At 59.5% G+C, this 20,405-nt stretch carries 20 protein-coding genes; 15 read left to right on the top strand and 5 right to left on the bottom strand.

The window, feature by feature from the left end; translation table 11 throughout:
* The first annotated feature begins 412 nt into the window (after positions 1-412).
* Both HB680_RS17430 and purT read left to right on the top strand, forming a co-directional pair.
* Positions 413-880 (top strand): VUT family protein, encoded by a 468-nt coding sequence (locus HB680_RS17430; RefSeq protein WP_213939834.1) that lies wholly within the window; start codon positions 413-415, stop codon positions 878-880.
* A gap of 102 nt (positions 881-982) precedes the next feature.
* Positions 983-2,164, top strand: coding sequence for a formate-dependent phosphoribosylglycinamide formyltransferase (gene purT, locus HB680_RS17435; RefSeq protein WP_213939835.1), 1,182 nt, complete (start codon positions 983-985; stop codon positions 2,162-2,164).
* A gap of 110 nt (positions 2,165-2,274) precedes the next feature.
* On the opposite strand, the gene HB680_RS17440 is transcribed toward purT, so the two are convergent.
* The 3 genes from HB680_RS17440 to ccsA all read right to left on the bottom strand — a co-directional run bounded on the left by HB680_RS17440 (position 2,275) and on the right by ccsA (position 5,957).
* Positions 2,275-3,591 (bottom strand): MFS transporter, encoded by a 1,317-nt coding sequence (locus HB680_RS17440; RefSeq protein ID WP_213939836.1) that lies wholly within the window; start codon positions 3,589-3,591, stop codon positions 2,275-2,277.
* A gap of 299 nt (positions 3,592-3,890) precedes the next feature.
* Positions 3,891-5,132 carry a transporter associated domain-containing protein gene (locus HB680_RS17445; RefSeq protein ID WP_213939837.1) on the bottom strand — a complete coding sequence of 414 codons (1,242 nt, stop codon included), beginning with the start codon at positions 5,130-5,132 and terminating at the stop codon, positions 3,891-3,893.
* A gap of 12 nt (positions 5,133-5,144) precedes the next feature.
* The gene (gene ccsA, locus HB680_RS17450) at positions 5,145-5,957 is read right to left on the bottom strand and encodes a cytochrome c biogenesis protein CcsA (protein WP_213939838.1); all 813 of its coding nucleotides are present in this window, start codon (positions 5,955-5,957) and stop codon (positions 5,145-5,147) included.
* Positions 5,958-6,167: 210 nt separating this feature from the next.
* Here ccsA and ffh point away from each other — a divergent pair, with 210 nt between their 5' ends.
* The 12 genes from ffh (at position 6,168) to HB680_RS17510 (ending at position 17,385) form a co-directional block, all read left to right on the top strand.
* The gene (gene ffh / locus HB680_RS17455) at positions 6,168-7,544 is read left to right on the top strand and encodes a signal recognition particle protein (RefSeq protein ID WP_054054731.1); all 1,377 of its coding nucleotides are present in this window, start codon (positions 6,168-6,170) and stop codon (positions 7,542-7,544) included.
* A 250-nt stretch (positions 7,545-7,794) separates the two neighbouring features.
* Positions 7,795-8,046: a 30S ribosomal protein S16 gene (rpsP, locus tag HB680_RS17460; RefSeq protein WP_010463010.1), complete on the top strand. Its 252-nt coding sequence runs from the start codon at positions 7,795-7,797 to the stop codon at positions 8,044-8,046.
* A 5-nt stretch (positions 8,047-8,051) separates the two neighbouring features.
* The gene (rimM, locus tag HB680_RS17465; protein ID WP_010463008.1) at positions 8,052-8,588 is read left to right on the top strand and encodes a ribosome maturation factor RimM; all 537 of its coding nucleotides are present in this window, start codon (positions 8,052-8,054) and stop codon (positions 8,586-8,588) included.
* The gene (gene trmD / locus HB680_RS17470) at positions 8,570-9,343 is read left to right on the top strand and encodes a tRNA (guanosine(37)-N1)-methyltransferase TrmD (protein WP_154503229.1); all 774 of its coding nucleotides are present in this window, start codon (positions 8,570-8,572) and stop codon (positions 9,341-9,343) included. The genes rimM and trmD overlap by 19 nt, the downstream gene beginning before the upstream one ends.
* A gap of 45 nt (positions 9,344-9,388) precedes the next feature.
* Complete coding sequence (gene rplS / locus HB680_RS17475; protein ID WP_003175895.1) at positions 9,389-9,739, top strand: 50S ribosomal protein L19; 351 nt, start codon at positions 9,389-9,391, stop codon at positions 9,737-9,739.
* A gap of 258 nt (positions 9,740-9,997) precedes the next feature.
* Positions 9,998-10,894, top strand: coding sequence for a site-specific tyrosine recombinase XerD (gene xerD, locus HB680_RS17480; RefSeq protein ID WP_213939839.1), 897 nt, complete (start codon positions 9,998-10,000; stop codon positions 10,892-10,894).
* Between the two features lie 322 nt (positions 10,895-11,216).
* The gene (gene dsbC, locus HB680_RS17485) at positions 11,217-11,948 is read left to right on the top strand and encodes a bifunctional protein-disulfide isomerase/oxidoreductase DsbC (protein ID WP_213939840.1); all 732 of its coding nucleotides are present in this window, start codon (positions 11,217-11,219) and stop codon (positions 11,946-11,948) included.
* Positions 11,949-12,079: 131 nt separating this feature from the next.
* Positions 12,080-13,384, top strand: coding sequence for a homoserine dehydrogenase (locus HB680_RS17490; RefSeq protein ID WP_213939869.1), 1,305 nt, complete (start codon positions 12,080-12,082; stop codon positions 13,382-13,384).
* Between the two features lie 113 nt (positions 13,385-13,497).
* Positions 13,498-14,907, top strand: a complete 1,410-nt coding sequence (gene thrC / locus HB680_RS17495) for a threonine synthase (protein ID WP_213939841.1) — start codon at positions 13,498-13,500, stop codon at positions 14,905-14,907.
* Positions 14,908-15,028: 121 nt separating this feature from the next.
* The gene (locus HB680_RS17500) at positions 15,029-16,402 is read left to right on the top strand and encodes a transporter substrate-binding domain-containing protein (protein WP_213939842.1); all 1,374 of its coding nucleotides are present in this window, start codon (positions 15,029-15,031) and stop codon (positions 16,400-16,402) included.
* Positions 16,403-16,519: 117 nt separating this feature from the next.
* On the top strand, positions 16,520-16,927 hold the full coding sequence (locus HB680_RS17505; protein ID WP_213939843.1) for a response regulator: 408 nt from the start codon (positions 16,520-16,522) through the stop codon (positions 16,925-16,927).
* Positions 16,928-17,097: 170 nt separating this feature from the next.
* Complete coding sequence (locus tag HB680_RS17510; protein ID WP_213939844.1) at positions 17,098-17,385, top strand: DUF3509 domain-containing protein; 288 nt, start codon at positions 17,098-17,100, stop codon at positions 17,383-17,385.
* Between the two features lie 170 nt (positions 17,386-17,555).
* Here the strand turns inward: HB680_RS17510 and HB680_RS17515 are convergent, their stop codons facing one another.
* Positions 17,556-18,482 (bottom strand): TIGR02285 family protein, encoded by a 927-nt coding sequence (locus HB680_RS17515; protein ID WP_213939845.1) that lies wholly within the window; start codon positions 18,480-18,482, stop codon positions 17,556-17,558.
* Positions 18,463-19,662, bottom strand: coding sequence for a CaiB/BaiF CoA-transferase family protein (locus HB680_RS17520; protein ID WP_213939846.1), 1,200 nt, complete (start codon positions 19,660-19,662; stop codon positions 18,463-18,465). Before HB680_RS17520 ends, HB680_RS17515 begins: the two co-directional genes overlap by 20 nt.
* Before the next feature lie 146 nt (positions 19,663-19,808).
* Between HB680_RS17520 and HB680_RS17525 the strand changes: the two genes are divergently transcribed.
* Positions 19,809-20,351 (top strand): YaeQ family protein, encoded by a 543-nt coding sequence (locus tag HB680_RS17525; protein ID WP_028623872.1) that lies wholly within the window; start codon positions 19,809-19,811, stop codon positions 20,349-20,351.
* Positions 20,352-20,405: the final 54 nt, after the last annotated feature.

Raw genomic sequence — 20,405 nt, forward strand, 5'->3', positions numbered from 1 at the left:
GTAGAGGGAACTGACCGAGTTGTTCTTGGAGCTGCATCGACCTGAAAGACTGTGCCGAACTCAGGTTCTGGAAAAGCGGCTTCGGATTGAGCCGAGAACCTGAAAACATCGAAGATCGGCTCCCTTTCCCCCTCTCCCCAAGGGGTAGAGGGAACTGACGGGGTTGTTCTTGGAGCTGCATCGACCTGAAAGACTGTGCCGAACTCAGGTTCTGGAAAAGCGGCTTCGGATTGAGCCGAGAACCTGAAAACATCGAAGATCGGCTCCCTTTCCCCCTCTCCCCACTGGGGAGAGGGCTGGGGTGAGGGGTGGCTCTTGAATCTGGCAATGATCTCAACCATTTCTCTCCCTTGGCCCAACCTCACTCCCTGAAGTACCCTGTGCGCCAAACTGACAGGTATCTCCACGCCCCATGCTCTTCCTGATCGCCTACATCAGCAGCGTCGTGCTGATCAACTACGCCTTTTCCACCGCCCCGCACCTGGACATCATCTGGTCAGCCTGGGGCGGCTTGGTGTTTGTCCTGCGCGACATGGTGCAAACCCGCTTCGGCCACGGCGCCATCGCAGCGATGCTGGCGGCGCTGGTGCTGTCCTACGTGACGTCCGACCCGTCCATCGCTCTGGCCAGCGCCACGGCGTTCGCGGTGTCCGAGTGCATCGACTGGCTGGTGTTCAGCATCACCAAGCGTCCGTTGCACGATCGCCTGTGGATAAGTTCAGCCCTGAGCATTCCCCTCGATACCTTCATTTTTTTCGGCTTGATCGACGCCTTCACCCCAGCCGTGATCCTCACCGCCATGGGCTCGAAGTTCGCCGGTGTGACAGTCGTCTGGCTGATCATGGCCTGGCGCTTGCGCAAACAGGCTGTCGCCAGCTGAAGCCAAACCCTGCGGTTCATGTAAAATGCCGCGCTTTCTCCCCATGGGAAGTGCGCCTTGGCCGCGCGACCCTCGATGATCCGCTTCTTTGAGGACCTTCAGATGACCCGTATCGGAACTCCATTGTCGCCCACCGCGACCCGCGTATTAATGTGTGGCTGTGGCGAGTTGGGCAAGGAAGTGGTGATCGAGCTGCAACGCCTGGGCGTTGAAGTGATCGCCGTGGATCGCTATGCCAACGCGCCGGCGATGCAAGTCGCCCATCGCAGCCATGTGATCAACATGCTCGACGGCGCGGCCCTGCGTGCCGTGATCGAGGCCGAGAAGCCGCACTTCATCGTGCCGGAAATCGAAGCCATCGCCACCGCGACCCTGGTGGAACTGGAAGCCGAAGGCTTCACCGTGATCCCGACCGCCCGCGCCGCGCTGCTGACCATGAACCGCGAAGGCATCCGTCGCCTGGCCGCCGAAGAACTGGACCTGCCGACCTCGCCGTACCACTTTGCCGATACCTTCGAGGACTACAGCAAAGCCGTTGAAGACCTGGGCTTCCCATGCGTGGTCAAACCGGTCATGAGCTCCTCGGGCAAAGGCCAGAGCCTGCTGCGCAGCGCCGACGACGTGAAAACCGCGTGGGATTACGCACAGGAAGGCGGCCGTGCGGGTAAAGGACGGGTGATCATCGAAGGCTTTATCGATTTCGACTACGAAATCACCCTGCTGACCGTGCGTCACGTCGGCGGCACTACGTTCTGCGCGCCGGTCGGTCACCGTCAGGAGAAGGGCGATTATCAGGAATCCTGGCAGCCACAAGCCATGAGCCCGATTGCCCTGGCTGAATCCGAGCGCGTCGCCAAAGCCGTGACCGAAGCCTTGGGTGGCCGTGGTCTGTTTGGCGTCGAGCTGTTCATCAAAGGTGATCAGGTATGGTTCAGCGAAGTCTCGCCGCGCCCGCATGACACTGGCCTGGTGACTTTGATTTCCCAGGACCTGTCGCAATTTGCGCTGCACGCCCGGGCGATTCTGGGCCTGCCGATCCCATTGATCCGTCAGTTCGGCCCATCGGCGTCGGCGGTGATTCTGGTGGAAGGGCAGTCGACCCAGACCGCTTTCGCCAATCTGGGCGCCGCGTTGAGCGAGCCGGACACTGCATTGCGTCTGTTCGGCAAGCCTGAAGTCAACGGTCAGCGCCGGATGGGCGTGGCGTTGGCTCGGGATGAGTCGATTGAAGCGGCTCGGGCGAAAGCGACCCGTGCTTCTCAAGCGGTCGTTGTAGAGCTTTAACCGAGGCGCGACATTCGCGAGCAAGCCCGCTCCCACATTGACCGCATTTCTTCTGAAAGAACGCGGTCCCCTGTGGGAGCGGGCTTGCTCGCGAAGCTTTTGCTCTTGCTTCAGACCACCCGATTCAAATCGTTATGCCGCGTCTCTTTCAGGCACAGCACCGCAATCAAACTCAACACCGCCGCCCCCGACACATACCCGCCGACATAACTCAAACCACCCATCGCCACCAGTTTCTGCGCAAAGAACGGCGCCGCCGAGGCCCCGACAATACCGCCCAGGTTGTAGGCCGCTGACGCTCCGGTATAGCGCACATGGGTCGGAAACAGCTCCGGCAACAACGCGCCCATCGGCGCAAATGTCACGCCCATCAGAAACAGTTCGATGCACAGGAACAGCGCCACGCCCCAGGTTGTGCCGTGGGTCAGCAGCGGTTCCATCAGGAAACCGGACAAAATCGCCAACACACCACCGATGATCAGCACCGGTTTACGCCCGTAACGGTCACTGGCCCAGGCCGACAGTGGCGTGGCTGCGGCCATGAACAGCACCGCAAAACACAGCAGCGCGAGGAAGGTTTCGCGGGTGTAGCCCAGCGTGGAAACGCCGTAGCTGAGTGAAAATACGGTCGAGATGTAGAACAGCGCGTAGCAGACCACCATCGATCCGGCACCCAGCAACATCGGCGCCCAGTACTGGCTGAACAGCTCGACCAACGGAATCTTCACCCGCTCCTGGCGCGCCATGGCGTTGGCGAACACCGGGGTTTCGTGGAGTTTGAGCCGCACATACAGACCGACCATCACCAGCACCGCGCTCAGCAGGAACGGAATGCGCCAGCCCCACGAGCGGAATTGCTCGTCGTTGAGGGTCATGGCCAGCGTCAGGAACAGCCCGTTGGCCGCCAGGAAACCAATCGAAGGGCCGAGCTGCGGGAACATGCCGAACCAGGCGCGTTTGCCCTTGGGCGCATTCTCCGTGGCGAGCAGTGCCGCCCCGCCCCATTCGCCGCCCAACCCCAGGCCTTGGCCGAAGCGCAGCATGCACAGCAGGATCGGCGCCCACGCCCCGATGCTGTCGTAACCTGGCAACACGCCGATCAAAGTAGTACAGACGCCCATCAACAGCAGGGAAGCGACCAAGGTCGATTTACGCCCGATACGGTCGCCAAAATGGCCGAACAGCGCCGAACCCAGCGGTCGCGCCAGGAAAGCGATGCCGAACGTGAGAAACGCCGAGAGCATCTGCGCGGTGCCGGAGGTCTGCGGGAAGAACACGGGCCCGATCACCAGCGCGGCGGCGGTGGCGTAGACGTAGAAGTCGTAGAACTCGATGGCGGTGCCGATAAAACTCGCGGTGGCCACTCGCGTGGCGGAGTTCGTCGGTTGGGCAGGCGTGGTGTCGCTGTAAGCGGTGCTGGTCGTCATGCGGTGATCCCTGACAGTCATGCTCCAGTGGAGCGAATTATTATGGTCGAACACCCAGGGATGTGGGTTTAACGCAGCGTGCGGGTAGCACAGGGGTAGGGCGGGGCTTGGGTAAGCGGCTCGATTATAGGAAGGAGGCTAATGATCAAACAAGGGGCTTAAGGCTGGCGAGTTTTTTGTGGCTAGGTGAAATCTATGTGGGAGCGGGCTTGCTCGCGAAGGCGGACTATCAGTCAACATCTCTGCTGAATATGAAATCGTCTTCGCGAGCAAGCCCGCTCCCACAGGTTCTGTGCGTGTCAGGTTTTGGCGAGCACCGGAACCGAACTGGTATGCCAGACCAGCACCCGCGTGACGCGGTTGTCCTCGGTCTCAAGAATCTCCAACCGATAACGCCCGATCTTCAGGCAAACCGCGCTTTCCGGAATGGTTTCCAGCGCCTCGGTCACCAGGCCGTTAAGGGTTTTCGGCCCGTCGCTGGGCAGGTGCCAGCCCAGGCTTTTATTCAATTCGCGAATCGACGCCGCACCTTCAATCACCAGTCGGCCATCGGCCTGCGGGTGAATGTGCGGGTTGTCCAGGCTGTGCTCGCTTTCGAATTCACCAACGATTTCTTCGAGGATGTCTTCAAGGGTCACGATGCCGAGCACTTCGCCGTACTCGTCCACCACCATGCCCAGGCGCCGCTGTTGTTTGTGGAAGTTCAGCAGCTGCAGTTGCAGCGGCGTACTTTCCGGCACGAAGTACGGTTCGTGGCAAGCTGTCAGCAACGCTTCGAGGGTCAGGCTGGCATCCGGCAACAAGTGGCGGATCTGCCGGGTGTTGAGCACCGCTTCGACCTGATTGATGTCGCTATGGAACACCGGCAGGCGCGTGCGGCGGTTGTTGCGCAATTGTTCGATGATTTCTTCGAGGGAGTCGTCGAGGTTGATCCCGTCAACGTCACTGCGCGGCACCAGGATGTCGTTGACCGTGATGTTGTCCAGCGCATGGATGCCGGACAGGGCGTGCGGGCGGGAGGGTGCGTGTTCGTGTTCGTCGTGGCGATCCGCCGGCGCCTCGTCTTCGCTCTGTTGCACTACTTTGACTTTGCGGGCGAACGGGCGCATCAGCAGTTGGCTGACGCCATTGAGCAGCCAGGCAGCGGGGTAGATGATTTTCAGCGGCGCGCCGAGCAAGGTGTTGCCCAGGCTCAGGATCGCGTCCGGGTAGCGCACGGCGAGGGTGCGCGGCAGGTAGTCGGCGAACACCAGCAGGACCACACCGGCGCCGACGCAGGCGGCCCATGGACCGTTTTCTGCCCAGGTGAAAATCGCCAGCAAGGTGCTGATGACCATGACCAGTGCGCGGCACAGGGTGTTGCAGAGGATCAGGCTGTTCAGCGGAAAGCTCAGTTTCGCCAGGGGCTTGTCGCTCGCCCGTGAGGCGGTGCGTTGGGCCAGCAGGTGCTGTTGCGCGACTTCGATGGCGGTAAACAGCCCCGACCACAGAATCAGCAGGGCGATCACTGCGAGCATCGGCCCTATGGGCAAGTCGTCCATTATTGCCGCCCGTCAGATGTGCAGAATGTATTCACGAACCAGCTTGCTGCCGAAATAGGCCAGCATCAGCAGGCAGAAACCGGCGAGGGTCCAGCGGATTGCCTTGTGTCCGCGCCAGCCGAGGCGATTCCGCCCCCACAGCAACACGCTGAACACGATCCAGGCCAGGCAGGCCAGCAAGGTCTTGTGTACCAGATGCTGGGCAAACAGGTTGTCGACGAACAGCCAGCCGGAGATCAGCGACAGCGACAGCAAGGTCCAACCGGCCCAGAGGAAGCCGAACAGCAGGCTTTCCATGGTTTGCAGCGGCGGGAAGTTCTTGATCAGTCCGGACGGGTGTTTGTGTTTGAGCTGGTGATCCTGCACCAGCAGCAGCAAGGCCTGGAACACCGCAATAGTGAACATGCCGTAAGCCAGGATCGACAAGAGAATGTGGGCGAGGATGCCCGGCTCTTCGTCGATGATCTGCACGGTGCCGGCGGGAGCGAACTGCGCCAGCAGCACGGTGGCGGCACCGAGCGGGAACAGCAATATCAGCAGGTTCTCCACCGGAATCCGCGAGCAGGCCAGCAGGGTCAGGGCGATGACTGCGGCGGCAATCAGGCTGGCGGCACTGAAGAAGTCCAGGCCCAGGCCAATCGGTGTCAGCAGATGGGTGAACAGGCTGGCGCTGTGAGCCAGCACCGCCAGTACGCCGAGCGTGACCAGCAGGCGCTTGTTCGCCTTGGCGCCGGAGGCCAGGCGAGTGCCTTGATAGATGGTCGCAGCGGCATATAAGCAGGCGGCGGCGAGGGTGGTAAGCAAACTGGGTGACAAGGGGAGCATAAATCCTGTTAGGCAAGCCCGAAAGGCGCTGAGTTTGGCACAGAACCAACATGGCACGAAAGACCAACCAATCTGACAGCGAGGTGGGCGCCAGACGCAGTCTTCGCTATAATCCGCGACCTGCCCACGCCGCAGGCTCGCCGAGCACATGTTTATTCCGGTCTGGGCCGCCATTATCCCGGTCTACACAGGGCCTGAAAGGATCGCGCAATGTTTGAAAACTTAACCGACCGTCTCTCGCAGACGCTGCGCCATGTCACCGGCAAGGCCAAGCTGACCGAGGACAACATCAAAGACACCCTGCGTGAAGTGCGCATGGCGTTGCTCGAAGCCGACGTCGCCCTGCCGGTGGTCAAGGACTTCGTCAATTCGGTCAAGGAGCGCGCCGTCGGCACCGAAGTGTCGCGCAGCCTGACGCCGGGCCAGGCCTTCGTGAAGATCGTCCAGGCCGAACTCGAAAGCCTGATGGGCGCGGCCAACGAAGACCTGAACCTGAGCGCCGTTCCGCCCGCCGTCGTGTTGATGGCCGGTTTGCAGGGCGCGGGTAAAACCACCACCGCTGGCAAACTTGCGCGCTTCCTTAAAGAGCGCAAGAAGAAGACGGTCATGGTCGTGTCCGCGGACGTTTACCGTCCGGCGGCAATCAAGCAGCTGGAAATGCTCGCCGGCGAAGTGGGCGTTACCTTCTTCCCGTCCGACCTGAGCCAGAAGCCGGTCGAGATCGCGCAAGCGGCTATTAAAGAAGCAAAGCTTAAATTTATTGATGTGGTCATCGTCGATACCGCCGGTCGCCTGCACATCGACGAAGAGATGATGGGCGAGATCAAGGCGCTGCATGCCGCGATCAACCCAGTCGAAACCCTGTTCGTGGTTGATGCCATGACCGGCCAGGACGCCGCCAACACGGCCAAGGCCTTCGGTGATGCGCTGCCGCTGACCGGTGTGATCCTGACCAAGGTCGACGGCGATGCCCGTGGCGGTGCTGCCCTGTCGGTGCGCGCCATCACTGGCAAGCCGATCAAGTTCATCGGTATGGGCGAGAAGAGCGAAGCGCTCGAACCGTTCCACCCTGAGCGTATCGCTTCGCGCATCCTCGGCATGGGCGACGTGCTCAGCCTGATCGAACAGGCCGAAGCAACCCTCGACAAGGACAAGGCCGACAAACTGGCCAAGAAACTGAAGAAGGGCAAGGGATTCGACCTCGAAGACTTCCGCGATCAGTTGCAACAGATGAAGAACATGGGCGGCCTCGGCGGCCTCATGGACAAACTGCCGAATATCGGCGGCGTGAACCTGGCGCAAATGGGCAATGCCCAGGGCGCGGCAGAGAAGCAATTCAAGCAGATGGAAGCCATCATCAATTCCATGACCCCGGCCGAGCGCCGCGACCCTGAGCTGATCAGCGGTTCGCGCAAACGTCGGATCGCCATGGGGTCCGGCACCCAGGTGCAGGACATCGGTCGCTTGATCAAGCAACACAAGCAGATGCAGAAGATGATGAAGAAATTCTCCGCGAAAGGCGGAATGGCCAAAATGATGCGCGGCATGGGCGGTATGTTGCCCGGCGGCGGCATGCCCAAGATGTAAAGATTCCGCGCCGGCAGTCATGTCGGCGCAGACCCACAGCAATGTGGGAACTCCAGCAAACCCGCGCTTGGCGGGAGCTGACTGGCCGTTTTCAACGACGGCTCTATAGCAAATCCTGATGGCGACCGGAAGGCCGCCGGAAAAAGACATTTGCAAAAGTCCGGATATTCCTTAGAATATGCGGCCTTTCGGGCACCTATGCCCGCTGTGCCTTTAGATTTGCAGCACCGACTACAGGAACGATGTTCACATGCTAACAATCCGTCTTGCCCTTGGCGGCTCCAAAAAGCGCCCGTTTTACCACTTGACCGTAACCGACAGCCGCAACCCGCGCGACGGTTCGCACAAGGAACAGGTTGGTTTCTTCAACCCTGTTGCTCGTGGTCAAGAAGTTCGTCTGTCCGTGAACCAAGAGCGCGTAGCCTACTGGCTGAGCGTTGGTGCACAACCTTCTGAGCGTGTTGCTCAGTTGTTGAAGGATGCATCTAAGGCTGCGGCCTGAGCAATATGAACGCGACGCCTGCCATTGCTGATGATTTGATCGTTATCGGCAAGATTTATTCTGTTCATGGCGTTCGCGGCGAAGTGAAGGTTTATTCCTTTACTGATCCGACTGAAAACCTGTTGCAGTACAAAACCTGGACGCTCAAGCGCGAAGGCAATGTGAAACAGGTCGAGCTGGTCAGCGGACGCGGGAACGACAAGTTCCTGGTCGCAAAGCTCAAGGGTCTTGATGATCGGGAAGAAGCGCGTCTTCTGGCCGGTTATGAGATCTGCGTGCCGCGCAACCTGTTCCCTGAATTGACCGACGGCGAGTACTACTGGTACCAGCTGGAAGGTCTGAAGGTTATTGATCAACTCGGGCAACTGCTCGGGAAAATCGATCATCTTCTGGAAACCGGCGCCAATGATGTAATGGTGGTCAAGCCTTGCGCTGGCAGCCTGGATGATCGCGAACGCCTGTTGCCCTATACGGAGCAATGCGTGTTGGCAGTCGACCTTGCCGCAGGCGAGATGAAGGTGGAATGGGATGCGGACTTCTAAGCGTGGCTAACTTGCGCGTAGAAGTGATCAGTTTGTTTCCCGAGATGTTCTCCGCCATCAGCGAGTACGGCATCACCAGTCGTGCGGTGAAACAGGGGCTGTTGCAGCTCACCTGTTGGAATCCGCGAGACTACACGACGGATCGACATCACACTGTGGACGATCGCCCATTTGGCGGTGGCCCGGGCATGGTGATGAAGATCAAGCCCCTGGAAGATGCTCTGGTTCAGGCCAAGGCAGCAGCCGGGGAGGCGGCGAAGGTAATTTACCTGTCCCCCCAAGGCCGTCAGCTGACTCAGTCGGCGGTCCGCGAGTTGGCGAATCTGGATGCATTGATCCTGATTGCCGGCCGCTATGAAGGCATTGACGAGCGCTTTATTGAGGCTCACGTCGATGAAGAGTGGTCGATTGGCGACTATGTACTGTCTGGCGGCGAGCTGCCGGCGATGGTCCTGATCGATGCGGTTACACGACTGCTGCCTGGAGCTTTAGGGCATGCGGACTCCGCCGAGGAAGATTCCTTTACGGACGGTCTGCTGGATTGCCCGCACTACACCCGACCGGAGGTGTATGCGGATCAGCGTGTTCCCGACGTGTTGCTTAGTGGCAATCACGCGCATATCCGGCGTTGGCGTTTACAGCAGTCCCTTGGTAGGACCTTTGAACGACGCGCCGATCTTCTGGAAAGCCGCTCGCTTTCTGGAGAAGAGAAGAAGCTGCTCGAGGAATACATCCGCGAGCGGGACGATAGTTAACAACGTATCGATGGTAAATCCGACGATTTACCTTAGGAGCACAGCATGACTAACAAAATCATTCTTGCACTCGAAGCAGAGCAGATGACCAAAGAGATCCCTACCTTTGCCCCGGGCGACACTATTGTCGTTCAGGTGAAAGTGAAGGAAGGCGACCGTTCGCGTCTGCAAGCGTTCGAAGGTGTTGTTATCGCCAAGCGTAACCGCGGCGTAAACAGTGCATTCACCGTTCGCAAAATCTCCAACGGTGTTGGCGTAGAGCGTACTTTCCAGACCTACAGCCCGCAAATCGACAGCATGGCCGTTAAACGTCGCGGTGACGTACGTAAAGCCAAGCTGTACTACCTGCGTGACCTGTCCGGTAAAGCAGCTCGCATCAAGGAAAAACTGGCTTAAGCCCAGCTTCCGATGCAAAAAAAGCAGCCTGCGGGCTGCTTTTTTGTTGCCTGCGATTTACCTGATACAAACCTGTAGGAGCGTGGCTTGCCCGCGAAGACGTCATATCAGCCAACATCAATGTTGAATGTAAGTCCGTCTTCGCGGGCAAGCCTCGCTCCTACAAGAGATCACGCCGTCACCGCATTGCATCAAACACTGTGAAGGCCTGTCCTGCTATGAAAGACTTACCCTCAGATTTCCGCTACCTGAGCCTCTATGCCCGCCATCGACCACCCCCTGATAGACCAATTCCTCGACGCACTGTGGCTGGAAAAAGGCCTGTCCGATAACACCCGCGACGCCTATCGCAGCGACCTTGCGCTGTTCAACGGCTGGCTACAGGAAAAAAACCTGGAGCTGATCAACGCCGGCCGCGAGTTGATCCTCGACCATCTGGCCTGGCGCCTGGAGCAAAACTACAAACCCCGTTCCACTGCACGATTTCTCTCCGGTGTACGTGGCTTTTATCGCTATCTGTTGCGGGAAAAACTGATCGCCGTCGATCCGACGTTGCGTGTCGACATGCCGCAACTGGGTAGGCCGTTGCCTAAATCCCTGTCGGAAGCGGATGTCGAGGCGTTGCTGAACGCACCGGACCTGAGCGAAGCCATCGGCCAGCGCGATCGCGCCATGCTGGAAGTGCTTTACGCCTGCGGCCTGCGGGTCACCGAGCTGATCAGCCTGACCCTGGAACAGGTCAACCTGCGCCAAGGCGTGCTGCGTGTGATGGGCAAGGGCAGCAAGGAGCGGCTGGTGCCGATGGGCGAGGAGGCGATTGTCTGGGTCGAGCGCTACCTGCGTGATGGTCGTGGCGAACTGCTCGGCGGGCGGCCCAGCGATGTGATGTTCCCCAGCCAGCGCGGCGAGCAGATGACCCGTCAGACCTTCTGGCACCGAATCAAGCACCAGGCCAAAGTAGCCGGGATCGCCAAGTCGCTGTCGCCACACACCCTGCGCCATGCCTTCGCCACGCACCTGCTCAACCACGGCGCCGACCTGCGGGTGGTGCAAATGCTGCTTGGCCACAGCGACCTGTCCACCACTCAGATTTACACCCACGTCGCCCGCGCCCGTTTGCAAGACCTGCACGCCAAACACCACCCGCGCGGCTGACACAACCTCTGGCCGCGCCCGCACGCCTCTGTAGCAGCTGGCGAAGCCTGCGTTCGACTGCGTAGCAGTCGTGAAATCAGACGCTGCGAATATTCAGTTAAACCGAGAGCGCAGGGTTTACGACTGCTACGCAGTCGAACGCAGGCTTCGCCAGCTGCTACATAAACGTTGTGCCCCCTCGTTTCAATGTCGTGCATCACCCGCATTCGGCCACGCCAGCCTTATGTGGTAGGCTTTGCCGGTTTGCACGATGGGCGATTATGACCCGGTGTTTCGGCACGGGCGTTCTGATCGTCCCATTTGTCCGCCTTCAGGAGTTCTCATGCGTCTGACCCAGATTTTCGCCGCCGCAGCCATTGCGTTGGTCAGCACCTTTGCCGTCGCCGATGACGCGGCCGACAAAGCGATCCGTAAAAGCCTGGAAAGCCTCCAGCTTGAAACCCCGATCGAAGCCATCAGCGCCAGCCCGCTGGCCGGTCTGTACGAAGTCAAGCTCAAAGGCAGCCGCGTGCTCTACGCCAGCGCCGATGGCCAGTACGTGATGCAGGGCTACATGTTCCAGCTCAAGGACGGCAAACCGGTCAACCTGACCGAGAAGACCGAGCGCCTGGGCGTTTCCAAACTGATCAATGACATCCCGGTGGCCGAAACCGTGGTCTACCCGGCGATCGGCGAAACCAAGTCGCACATCACCGTGTTCACCGACACCACCTGCCCGTACTGCCACAAGCTGCACGCCGAAGTGCCTGAGCTGAACAAGCGCGGCATCGAAGTGCGTTACGTCGCGTTCCCGCGCCAGGGCCTGGGCTCGCCGGGTGACGAACAACTGCAAGCGGTCTGGTGCTCCAAGGACAAGAAAGCCGCGATGGACAAGATGGTCGATGGCAAGGAAATCAAGGCCGCCAAGTGCGATAACCCGGTTTCCAAACAATTCGCCCTGGGTCAATCGATCGGTGTCAATGGTACGCCGGCCATCGTTTTGGCTGACGGTCAGGTAATTCCGGGCTACCAGCCTGCGCCACAAGTCGCCAAACTGGCACTGGGCGCGAAATAATTCGCATCGTTACGGTCAGCCTTTGACGATCATGGTCCGGCGGTCATCCGCTTGACCATTAATAGAGAGCCGCGAGCATGCGGCTGTTTTCACGGCCGACCTTGCGTCGGCCGTTTTATGGGGAGTTCACAGTGAAACCGGTCAAAGTAGGCATCTGTGGGTTAGGGACCGTCGGTGGCGGTACCTTCAACGTACTTCAGCGTAACGCCGAGGAAATTGCTCGTCGTGCCGGGCGTGGAATCGAAGTGGCACAAATTGCCACGCGCACGCCAAAGCCTCAGTTCCAGACGACCGGTATTGCGATTACCAACGATGTGTTCGAAGTGGCCACGAACCCTGAGATCGACATCGTTATAGAGCTGGTGGGCGGCTACACCGTTGCCCGCGAGCTGGTACTCAAGGCCATCGAGAATGGCAAGCATGTGGTCACCGCGAACAAGGCACTGATCGCGGTTCACGGTAATGAGATTTTCGCCAAGGCTCGCGAGAAGGGCGTGATCGTTGCGTTCGAAGCGGCCGTGGCCGGTGGCATTCCGGTGATCAAGGCGATCCGTGAAGGCTTGTCCGCCAACCGCATCAACTGGGTCGCGGGCATCATCAACGGCACCGGCAACTTCATCCTCACCGAAATGCGCGAGAAGGGTCGTACCTTCGAAGACGTACTCGCCGAGGCGCAAGCCCTGGGTTACGCCGAAGCGGATCCGACCTTCGACGTTGAAGGCATCGACGCGGCCCACAAGCTGACGATCCTGGCGTCCATCGCGTTCGGCATTCCGCTGCAATTCGACAAGGCTTACACCGAAGGCATCACCAAGCTGACCACCGCTGACGTGAACTACGCCGAAGCCCTGGGCTATCGCATCAAGCACCTCGGCGTGGCGCGCAGCACTGCGGCTGGTATCGAGTTGCGCGTGCACCCGACGCTGATCCCGGCCGATCGCCTGATCGCCAACGTCAACGGCGTGATGAACGCGGTGATGGTCAACGGCGACGCCGCCGGTTCGACCCTGTTCTACGGGGCTGGCGCTGGCATGGAACCGACCGCTTCGTCGGTGATCGCCGACCTGGTGGACGTGGTTCGCGCCATGACCTCCGACCCGGAAAACCGCGTACCGCACCTGGCCTTCCAGCCGGATTCGCTGTCGGCCCACCCGATCCTGCCGATCGAGGCCTGCGAAAGCGCGTATTACCTGCGGATTCAGGCCAAGGACCATCCAGGCGTGCTGGCCCAGGTGGCGAGCATCCTGTCGGAGCGCGGCATCAACATCGAATCGATCATGCAGAAGGAAGTCGAAGAACACGACGGCCTGGTGCCGATGATCCTGCTGACCCATCGTGTGCTGGAACAGCATATGAACGACGCGATCACCGCCCTGGAAGCTTTGGCGGGCGTTGTTGGTCCGGTGATGCGGATTCGTGTCGAACACCTGAACTAAATTAAAGCAGCGGCAAGTGGCAAGCTCCAAGCGACAAGTTAAAGGCAGTTTGGTTGGTGTTAACTTGTAGCTTGTGGCTTGAAGCTTGAAGCCCAAACCGAAGGTTTGATCTTATGCGTTATATCAGTACCCGCGGCCAGGCACCGGCCCTGAATTTCGAAGACGTCCTGCTGGCCGGTCTGGCCACGGACGGCGGCCTGTATGTGCCGGAATGCCTGCCCCGTTTCACCCAGGAAGAAATCGCTTCCTGGGCCGGCCTGCCGTATCACGAACTGGCCTTCCGGGTGATGCGCCCGTTCGTGGCCGGCAGCATTCCCGATGCCGATTTCAAAAAGATCCTTGAAGAGACCTACGGCGTGTTTTCCCATAACGCCGTGGCGCCGTTGCGTCAGTTGAACGGCAACGAATGGGTCCTGGAGCTGTTCCACGGCCCGACTCTGGCGTTCAAGGACTTCGCCCTGCAACTGCTCGGTCGTCTGCTCGATTACACGCTGGAAAAACGCGGCGAGCGCGTGGTGATTGTTGGCGCCACCTCCGGTGATACCGGTTCGGCCGCCATCGAAGGCTGCAAGCACTGCGAAAACGTCGACATCTTTATCCTGCACCCGCACAACCGTGTGTCCGACGTGCAGCGTCGCCAGATGACTACCATCTTCGGCGAGAACATCCACAACATCGCCATCGAAGGTAACTTCGATGACTGCCAGGAAATGGTCAAGAACAGCTTCGCCGACCAGAGCTTCCTCAAGGGCACGCGCCTGGTGGCGGTGAACTCGATCAACTGGGCGCGGATCATGGCCCAGATCGTTTACTACTTCCACGCGGCCCTGCAACTGGGTGGCCCGGCGCGTTCGGTGTCGTTCTCGGTACCGACCGGCAACTTCGGCGACATCTTCGCCGGTTACCTGGCGCGCAACATGGGCCTGCCGATCAATCAGTTGATCGTCGCCACCAACCGCAACGACATCCTGCACCGCTTCATGAGCGGCAATCAGTACGTCAAGGAAACCCTGCACGCCACGCTGTCGCCGTCGATGGACATCATGGTGTCGTCGAACTTCGAACGCCTGCTGTTCGACCTGCACGGTCGCAATGGCGCGGCAATCGCGGGTTTGATGGACAACTTCAAGCAGGGTGGTGGTTTCAGCGTCGAGCAGGAGCGCTGGACCGAAGCCCGCAAGCTGTTCGATTCCCTGGCCGTGGATGACGCACAAACCTGCGAAACCATTGCCGAGGTTTACGAGCAGACCGGCGAGGTGCTGGACCCGCACACCGCCATCGGCGTCAAGGCTGCACGGGAATGCCGTCGCAGCCTGGATATCCCGATGGTGATCCTGGGCACGGCCCATCCGGTCAAATTCCCGGACGCGGTGGAAAAAGCCGGTGTAGGAAAAGCTCTCGAACTACCTGCACATCTTTCTGATTTGTTTGAGCGAGAAGAGCGCTGCACCGTGTTGCCGAATGACCTGAAAGCCGTGCAGGCCTTTGTCAGTCAGCATGGCAACCGCGGCAAGCCACTTTAAGCCTGAAAAGCTGTCACATTTTGAAGCCCGTCTCCTGACGGGCTTTCTTGTTTCTGCGTGCCACACTTGTCGCGTTTTCGCCCCCTGAAGGACGGGCGAGTTGATCACGAAGGAAGTGGCAATGCTGTTTTTAAGAGGGTTGATACCAGCCATGTGCTGGATTTTTTTGTTGGGCGCCCTGAGCCTTGGGCATTGCGCGCGGGCGGCACAATTAATGGATTATGACGCCAAGGCGCCGGTGGCCGTCGAGTCCATTGAGCTGGACGCCGAAGAGTTGCAATGGATTCGCGCCCACCCGCAAGTCATCGTGGCATCGAAGCAATACCCGCTGTACCAGTTCAAGGACGAGCACGGGCATTGGAGTGGCTTGAACGTTGATGTGCTCGACCGCATCAGCGTGATGACGGGGCTGCGTTTCGTTCATGAAGAGACATTTTCCACCGAGCATTTACTCCGACGCCTGGAAAGCGGTGCCGCCGATATGACCACGACCCTGGCGCTGAATGATGAGCGCAAGCTGTTCCTGGATTTCAGCCATGCCTTTGGCGGTTCTGCCTGGGTGTTGGTTGGGCGTGCCGGGGCTCCGCGTCTTCAGTCCCTGGAACAACTGTCGGAAAAGAAACTGGTGTTACCGGCCAGACACGCCATGGAGGCAACGATTCGGCGTGACCACCCGGCCATCGAGCTACGCTCGGTCAAGACCTATGCCGAAGCCCGGGCGTTGGTCGAAAGTGGCGAGGCTGACGCCACCATCGAGAACGAAACCGGGGCGCAGCTTTATCCGACCGGGCAGTTGAAAATTGGCCATACGGTGGAAGGCTCGTGGGAAGCCGATCATCTGGCCGTACGCAAAGGGCAGCCGCAGTTGTTGAGTATCCTCAACAAGGCGCTTGAAGCCTTCCCTCCCGCCGAGTTACGGGCCATTCGCCTGAAATGGCTCGATGGCATTACCCCGAAACCGTCGCTCTCTTTCTGGCAGCGGGTGACCCAATGGGGCTGTTGGGGCATGTTTGTCGTCAGCCTGTTCGGTCTGCTGTCCTTGCTCTGGAACCGCCGGCTCGCGGTACTGATCAAGCAACGCCTGGACGTCGAGAAAAGCCTCAGCGATCAACTCGCCTTTCAGCATGCGCTGATTGATGCCATGCCCGACCCCATGTTTGTGCGTGATCTGGAGGGGCGTTTGATCATGTGCAACAAAAGTTACGAGGAGGCCCTGTCGACCCGGCTGGACCAGGTTCAGGGGCGGCAACTGATCGAAGTCGACGTCTTGCCCAGGGAGACTGCCGAGCGGTTGCATGCCGAGTTCATCGTCCAGCTCGACACCCGCAAGCCCAGATTCACCAAGCGTCAGTTGAAATTCAACAATGGCGTACGGGACATCTACCAATGGACGGTGCCTTTCTACGGTGCTGACGGTCAGGTGCGCGGGTTGCTGGGGGGATGGACGGATATCGGTCAGCGAAGGAGTGAAGGGGAGTGTCAGTGCTTCCGGTGAGTTTCGGAATTTTCCTATGGGACGTGGCTACTTTTCCGATGGGATGCTGAAGGATGCTCCCCTAGAGTGGTCGACAACTGCGGTGAGAGTCCGCGCGTGTCGTTCCAGAGGTCGCTTATGCGCACGCTCAAAATCCTGATCCTTGAACACAATCCTTTCCAGATGATGGCGTTGCACCAGATGCTCAACGCCATTGGTGTCTATGACGTGCTCACGGCGCCGTCGATGTCGGCGGCGCTGTGTTCCCTGGGGCGCAGGGGCCCGGTCGATATCGCGTTCTGCGACCCGCAACTCAAGGGCGGCGACGGCCTGGCCCTGGTGCGGCATCTGGCGGAGCAGGGCGAGGCGCGTGCGCTGATTCTGCTTGGCAATGTGGCGTCGAGCGTCATGCCCGACGTGACGGCCATGCTGGCCGACAGCGACGTGAAACTCCTTGGCCAACTGCACACACCTGTTTCCGCGGTGTTGATGCGCCGGCTGCTGGATGTCTATCTGCTGGAGTCGATGCTTCAAGCCAGGGCCTGAAACCGACTGTTTTTTCCTTGTCATCTTTGCGGTGCATGCTCAATTTCCCCGGAGACGCAGGTACCGCTGCCATGCGGTATTCAGAACTTTCTTCTCGGGCCAGGGGTCATTAACTGTAGACACGCCCTCCCAGGCACTTTGTTTTCGGACTATTGAGTGGTGATCGCGAGATGGAAAGTATCAGCCTATTGCTCGGTGAGGCTCTGAGCCCGTATCAAGTTTCGTTGACCCCGTCGGGTGCCCACGGCGAATGCCTGGTGACCTTGAAGAATGCGGCCGGCGCTATCGTGGTGGAACGTGAGTTCAATCAGGCGCAGTTGCGCGACAAGTGGCAACTGACGGATGTCGTCGACGGATTGCACCGCGATGTGCTGATTGCCGAAGGTCGCCTGGAGCCCTGTGTGATAGCGGCGTTGCGCAATGCGGCCCAGGACAAGATCCTGGCCAATCGAAATTGAATTGCCTTTTTGTGGGAACCTTCCTGCGCGAAGGTCGTCAGACCATGTAACAGCAGGATCAAGCATTGTGCTCCGGTGCTTGTAGCTTGCTGCTACTGGTCTTTATGTAGGCCACGTTTAACCCCGAGTCGTCTCCCCACTTCTCGGGGTTTCTTTTTGCCTGAAATTTGTCATTGCGCGTCCTGATGCTCGAAAAAGCGCTTGGCTTCGCCCAGGTAGTCGCTGCGCCGTTCCGGATCGAGCCAGTCGGCGTAGGCATGGGCCAGGCGCTCGTGGGGCAGGGTGCGCAGCAGTTGGTTGATCTCGCTGATGGCCTGCCGACCTGCTGGCGTCGCGGAGCAACCAATGTAGCCAGGAAGGTACTTGCCAGTGCCTTTGACCGGGTAGAACGCCAGTTCATTGTCGGCAATGTGTTCAACACTGGCCCGATAGCGGATTTCCGGCCAATAGCCCAGCACCATCTGCAGCCGCCCCAGGCGCTGCATTTGTAACAGACTGCCGAGCGCATCATTACCGTAATGAGCGGTCAGAGCACCGGTCGGCGCTTTTTGCAGCAGGCCGTCGAGGTAGGGGCCATAGCTGCGTTCGGCGATGACGCCGACTTTGTTATTGCCGCTACCCAGCAATGCGGGGAGATCGACTTCGCCATCGACAAGAAACGGTTCCAGGGCCGCTCGATTTGTCTGACGGACCACCAGGCCATTGGTCACCGCCAGAAATGCCGGCGTGGAAAACGCAATCCACTTCTCCCGTTCCTTGGTCCAGATCAGCGAAGGGTCGCAGGTGAATGATTCTTCTTGGAGCATCTGCATGCCGCGGGCGCGGTTCACCCGCATCAGGCTGTGCTCGTATTGCGGCATGCCTGCAATCAACAGCGGCATCAGTTGATCAATCACGCCCTGGCCTCTTTTCGGGCCTTCGAAGATCGTCATGGGCGGCAGGTCCCTCAAGAGCCAGATCAGCGTCTCTTTGGGTTGTGCCGAAGCGGTTGACGCAAACCCCACCAATAGCCCGATAACCACCCACGCACGCCAGTGCAGGGCAGGTTTGGGCGCTGATGAAAGCAGGCGCTTCAGCTTAAATGGCCCCGTCTTCACGCAGCTTTGCGATCTGTCCCTTGTCGTAGCCAAGATCGTGGAGTACCTGCGCATTGTGTTCACCCAGCTGCGGTCCGACCCATTCGGAAGAGCCAGGTGTCTCAGAGAGTTTCGGCACGATCCCCGGCATCTTGAAGTCCTTGCCGTCCGGCAGCTTGGCGTGCAGGAACATTTCCCGGGCCAGGTACTGCGGATCGCTGAACATGTCCTCGGCGCTGAAGATCCGGCTGGCCGGGACATCGGCCTGGTTCAATAGCTCGATGACGCGATCAAGCGACAGCGAATTGACCCAGCGATCGATCACTCCGTAAATCTCGTCGCGTCGGCTGTCGCGGCCATCATTGCTGGCCAATACCGGGTCGTTGGCTAGGTCTTCGCGACCGATGATCAGCATGAACCGCTTGAAGATCGCGTCACCATTGGCGCCAATCTGCACGTGTTTGCCATCAGCACTGGTGTGAATGGAGGAGGGCGTGATGCCGGGCATGATGTTGCCGGTGCGCTCGCGGATGAAGCCGAACACATCGAACTCCGGGACCATGCTTTCCATCATGGCGAAGATTGCTTCATACAGCGCCACGTCCACCACTTGGCCCAGGCCGCCGTTGACCTCGCGATGACGCAAGGCCATTAGCGCGCCGATCACGCCCCAGAGCGCGGCAATCGAGTCGCCGATGGAAATCCCGGTGCGCACCGGCGCTCGATCCTCGAACCCGGTGATGTAGCGCAGGCCGCCCATGGATTCGCCGACCGCGCCAAACCCCGGTTGATCTTTCATCGGTCCGGTCTGGCCGAAGCCCGAGAGTCGCACCATCACCAGTTTCGGGTTCAGGGCGTGTAAAACTTCCCACCCCAAACCGAGCTTTTCCAACACGCCGGGGCGAAAATTCTCGATCAGGATGTCCGCTTCGCTGAGCAGTTTTTTCAGAATCGCCAGGCCATCCGGGTGCTTGAGGTTCAAGGTCAGGGACTTTTTGTTGCGCGCCTGCACGAACCACCACAGCGAGGTGCCTTCATACAACTTGCGCCATTTGCGCAATGGATCACCGCCATCCGGGGATTCGATCTTGATCACTTCGGCGCCGAACTCTCCGCAAATGCGCGAGGCAAACGGCCCGGCAATCAGCGTACCCAATTCGATGACTTTCAGACCTGAGAGCGGTTTTCCGGTGAATGGCATGCGTGATCCTGTAGGACAAAGTCGTGTGAGTAGTGCGTTTTAACATAGCCGCGTGTCAGTCGCCCAAAGTTGATGGTCGTCAATGCTCTGATTACCTACTGCATCGGTTAGACTTGCCGCCTTTCCTCGTATCAAGAAGCCCGTTCATGGCCCAGCCGTCCACGACCTACAAGTTTGAACTGAACCTCACCGACCTCGACCGCAGCGTCTACGAGAGCGTGAAGCAGACCATCGCCCGTCACCCTTCGGAAACCGAAGAGCGCATGACCGTGCGGCTGCTGGCCTACGCCTTCTGGTACAACGAGCAGTTGTCCTTCGGTCGCGGTCTGTCAGACGTGGATGAACCGGCCCTGTGGGAAAAGAGCCTGGATGACCGCGTCCTGCACTGGATCGAAGTCGGCCAGCCGGACGCCGATCGCCTGACCTGGTGCTCGCGTCGTACCGAGCGCACCAGCCTGTTGGCCTACGGCAGCCTGCGGGTCTGGGAAACCAAAGTGATCCCGGCGATCAAGAACCTGAAAAACGTGCACATCGCCGCCGTGCCGCAGGAAATCCTCGAAACCCTGGCCAAAGACATGCCCCGGGTGATCAAGTGGGACGTGATGATCAGCGAAGGGACGATTTTCGTCACCGACGACCGTGGTCAGCATGAAGTCCAGTTGCAGTGGCTGAGCGGCGAACGCGGCTGATCATTCGCCGTTACGACGCGTCATCCGGTTTTATCCTACGTATTCAAGAGAAGC

This window comes from Pseudomonas sp. dw_612, from assembly GCF_018449725.1.
GTDB lineage: Bacteria > Pseudomonadota > Gammaproteobacteria > Pseudomonadales > Pseudomonadaceae > Aquipseudomonas.

Coding starts and splice junctions, on each gene's coding strand:
- HB680_RS17430 (WP_213939834.1), top strand. CDS start 413: ATGCTCTTCCTGATCGCCTACATCAGCAGCGTCGTGCTGATCAACTAC.
- purT (WP_213939835.1), top strand. CDS start 983: ATGACCCGTATCGGAACTCCATTGTCGCCCACCGCGACCCGCGTATTA.
- HB680_RS17440 (WP_213939836.1), bottom strand. CDS start 3,591: ATGACGACCAGCACCGCTTACAGCGACACCACGCCTGCCCAACCGACG.
- HB680_RS17445 (WP_213939837.1), bottom strand. CDS start 5,132: ATGGACGACTTGCCCATAGGGCCGATGCTCGCAGTGATCGCCCTGCTG.
- ccsA (WP_213939838.1), bottom strand. CDS start 5,957: ATGCTCCCCTTGTCACCCAGTTTGCTTACCACCCTCGCCGCCGCCTGC.
- ffh (WP_054054731.1), top strand. CDS start 6,168: ATGTTTGAAAACTTAACCGACCGTCTCTCGCAGACGCTGCGCCATGTC.
- rpsP (WP_010463010.1), top strand. CDS start 7,795: ATGCTAACAATCCGTCTTGCCCTTGGCGGCTCCAAAAAGCGCCCGTTT.
- rimM (WP_010463008.1), top strand. CDS start 8,052: ATGAACGCGACGCCTGCCATTGCTGATGATTTGATCGTTATCGGCAAG.
- trmD (WP_154503229.1), top strand. CDS start 8,570: ATGGGATGCGGACTTCTAAGCGTGGCTAACTTGCGCGTAGAAGTGATC.
- rplS (WP_003175895.1), top strand. CDS start 9,389: ATGACTAACAAAATCATTCTTGCACTCGAAGCAGAGCAGATGACCAAA.
- xerD (WP_213939839.1), top strand. CDS start 9,998: ATGCCCGCCATCGACCACCCCCTGATAGACCAATTCCTCGACGCACTG.
- dsbC (WP_213939840.1), top strand. CDS start 11,217: ATGCGTCTGACCCAGATTTTCGCCGCCGCAGCCATTGCGTTGGTCAGC.
- thrC (WP_213939841.1), top strand. CDS start 13,498: ATGCGTTATATCAGTACCCGCGGCCAGGCACCGGCCCTGAATTTCGAA.
- HB680_RS17500 (WP_213939842.1), top strand. CDS start 15,029: ATGCTGTTTTTAAGAGGGTTGATACCAGCCATGTGCTGGATTTTTTTG.
- HB680_RS17505 (WP_213939843.1), top strand. CDS start 16,520: ATGCGCACGCTCAAAATCCTGATCCTTGAACACAATCCTTTCCAGATG.
- HB680_RS17510 (WP_213939844.1), top strand. CDS start 17,098: ATGGAAAGTATCAGCCTATTGCTCGGTGAGGCTCTGAGCCCGTATCAA.
- HB680_RS17520 (WP_213939846.1), bottom strand. CDS start 19,662: ATGCCATTCACCGGAAAACCGCTCTCAGGTCTGAAAGTCATCGAATTG.
- HB680_RS17525 (WP_028623872.1), top strand. CDS start 19,809: ATGGCCCAGCCGTCCACGACCTACAAGTTTGAACTGAACCTCACCGAC.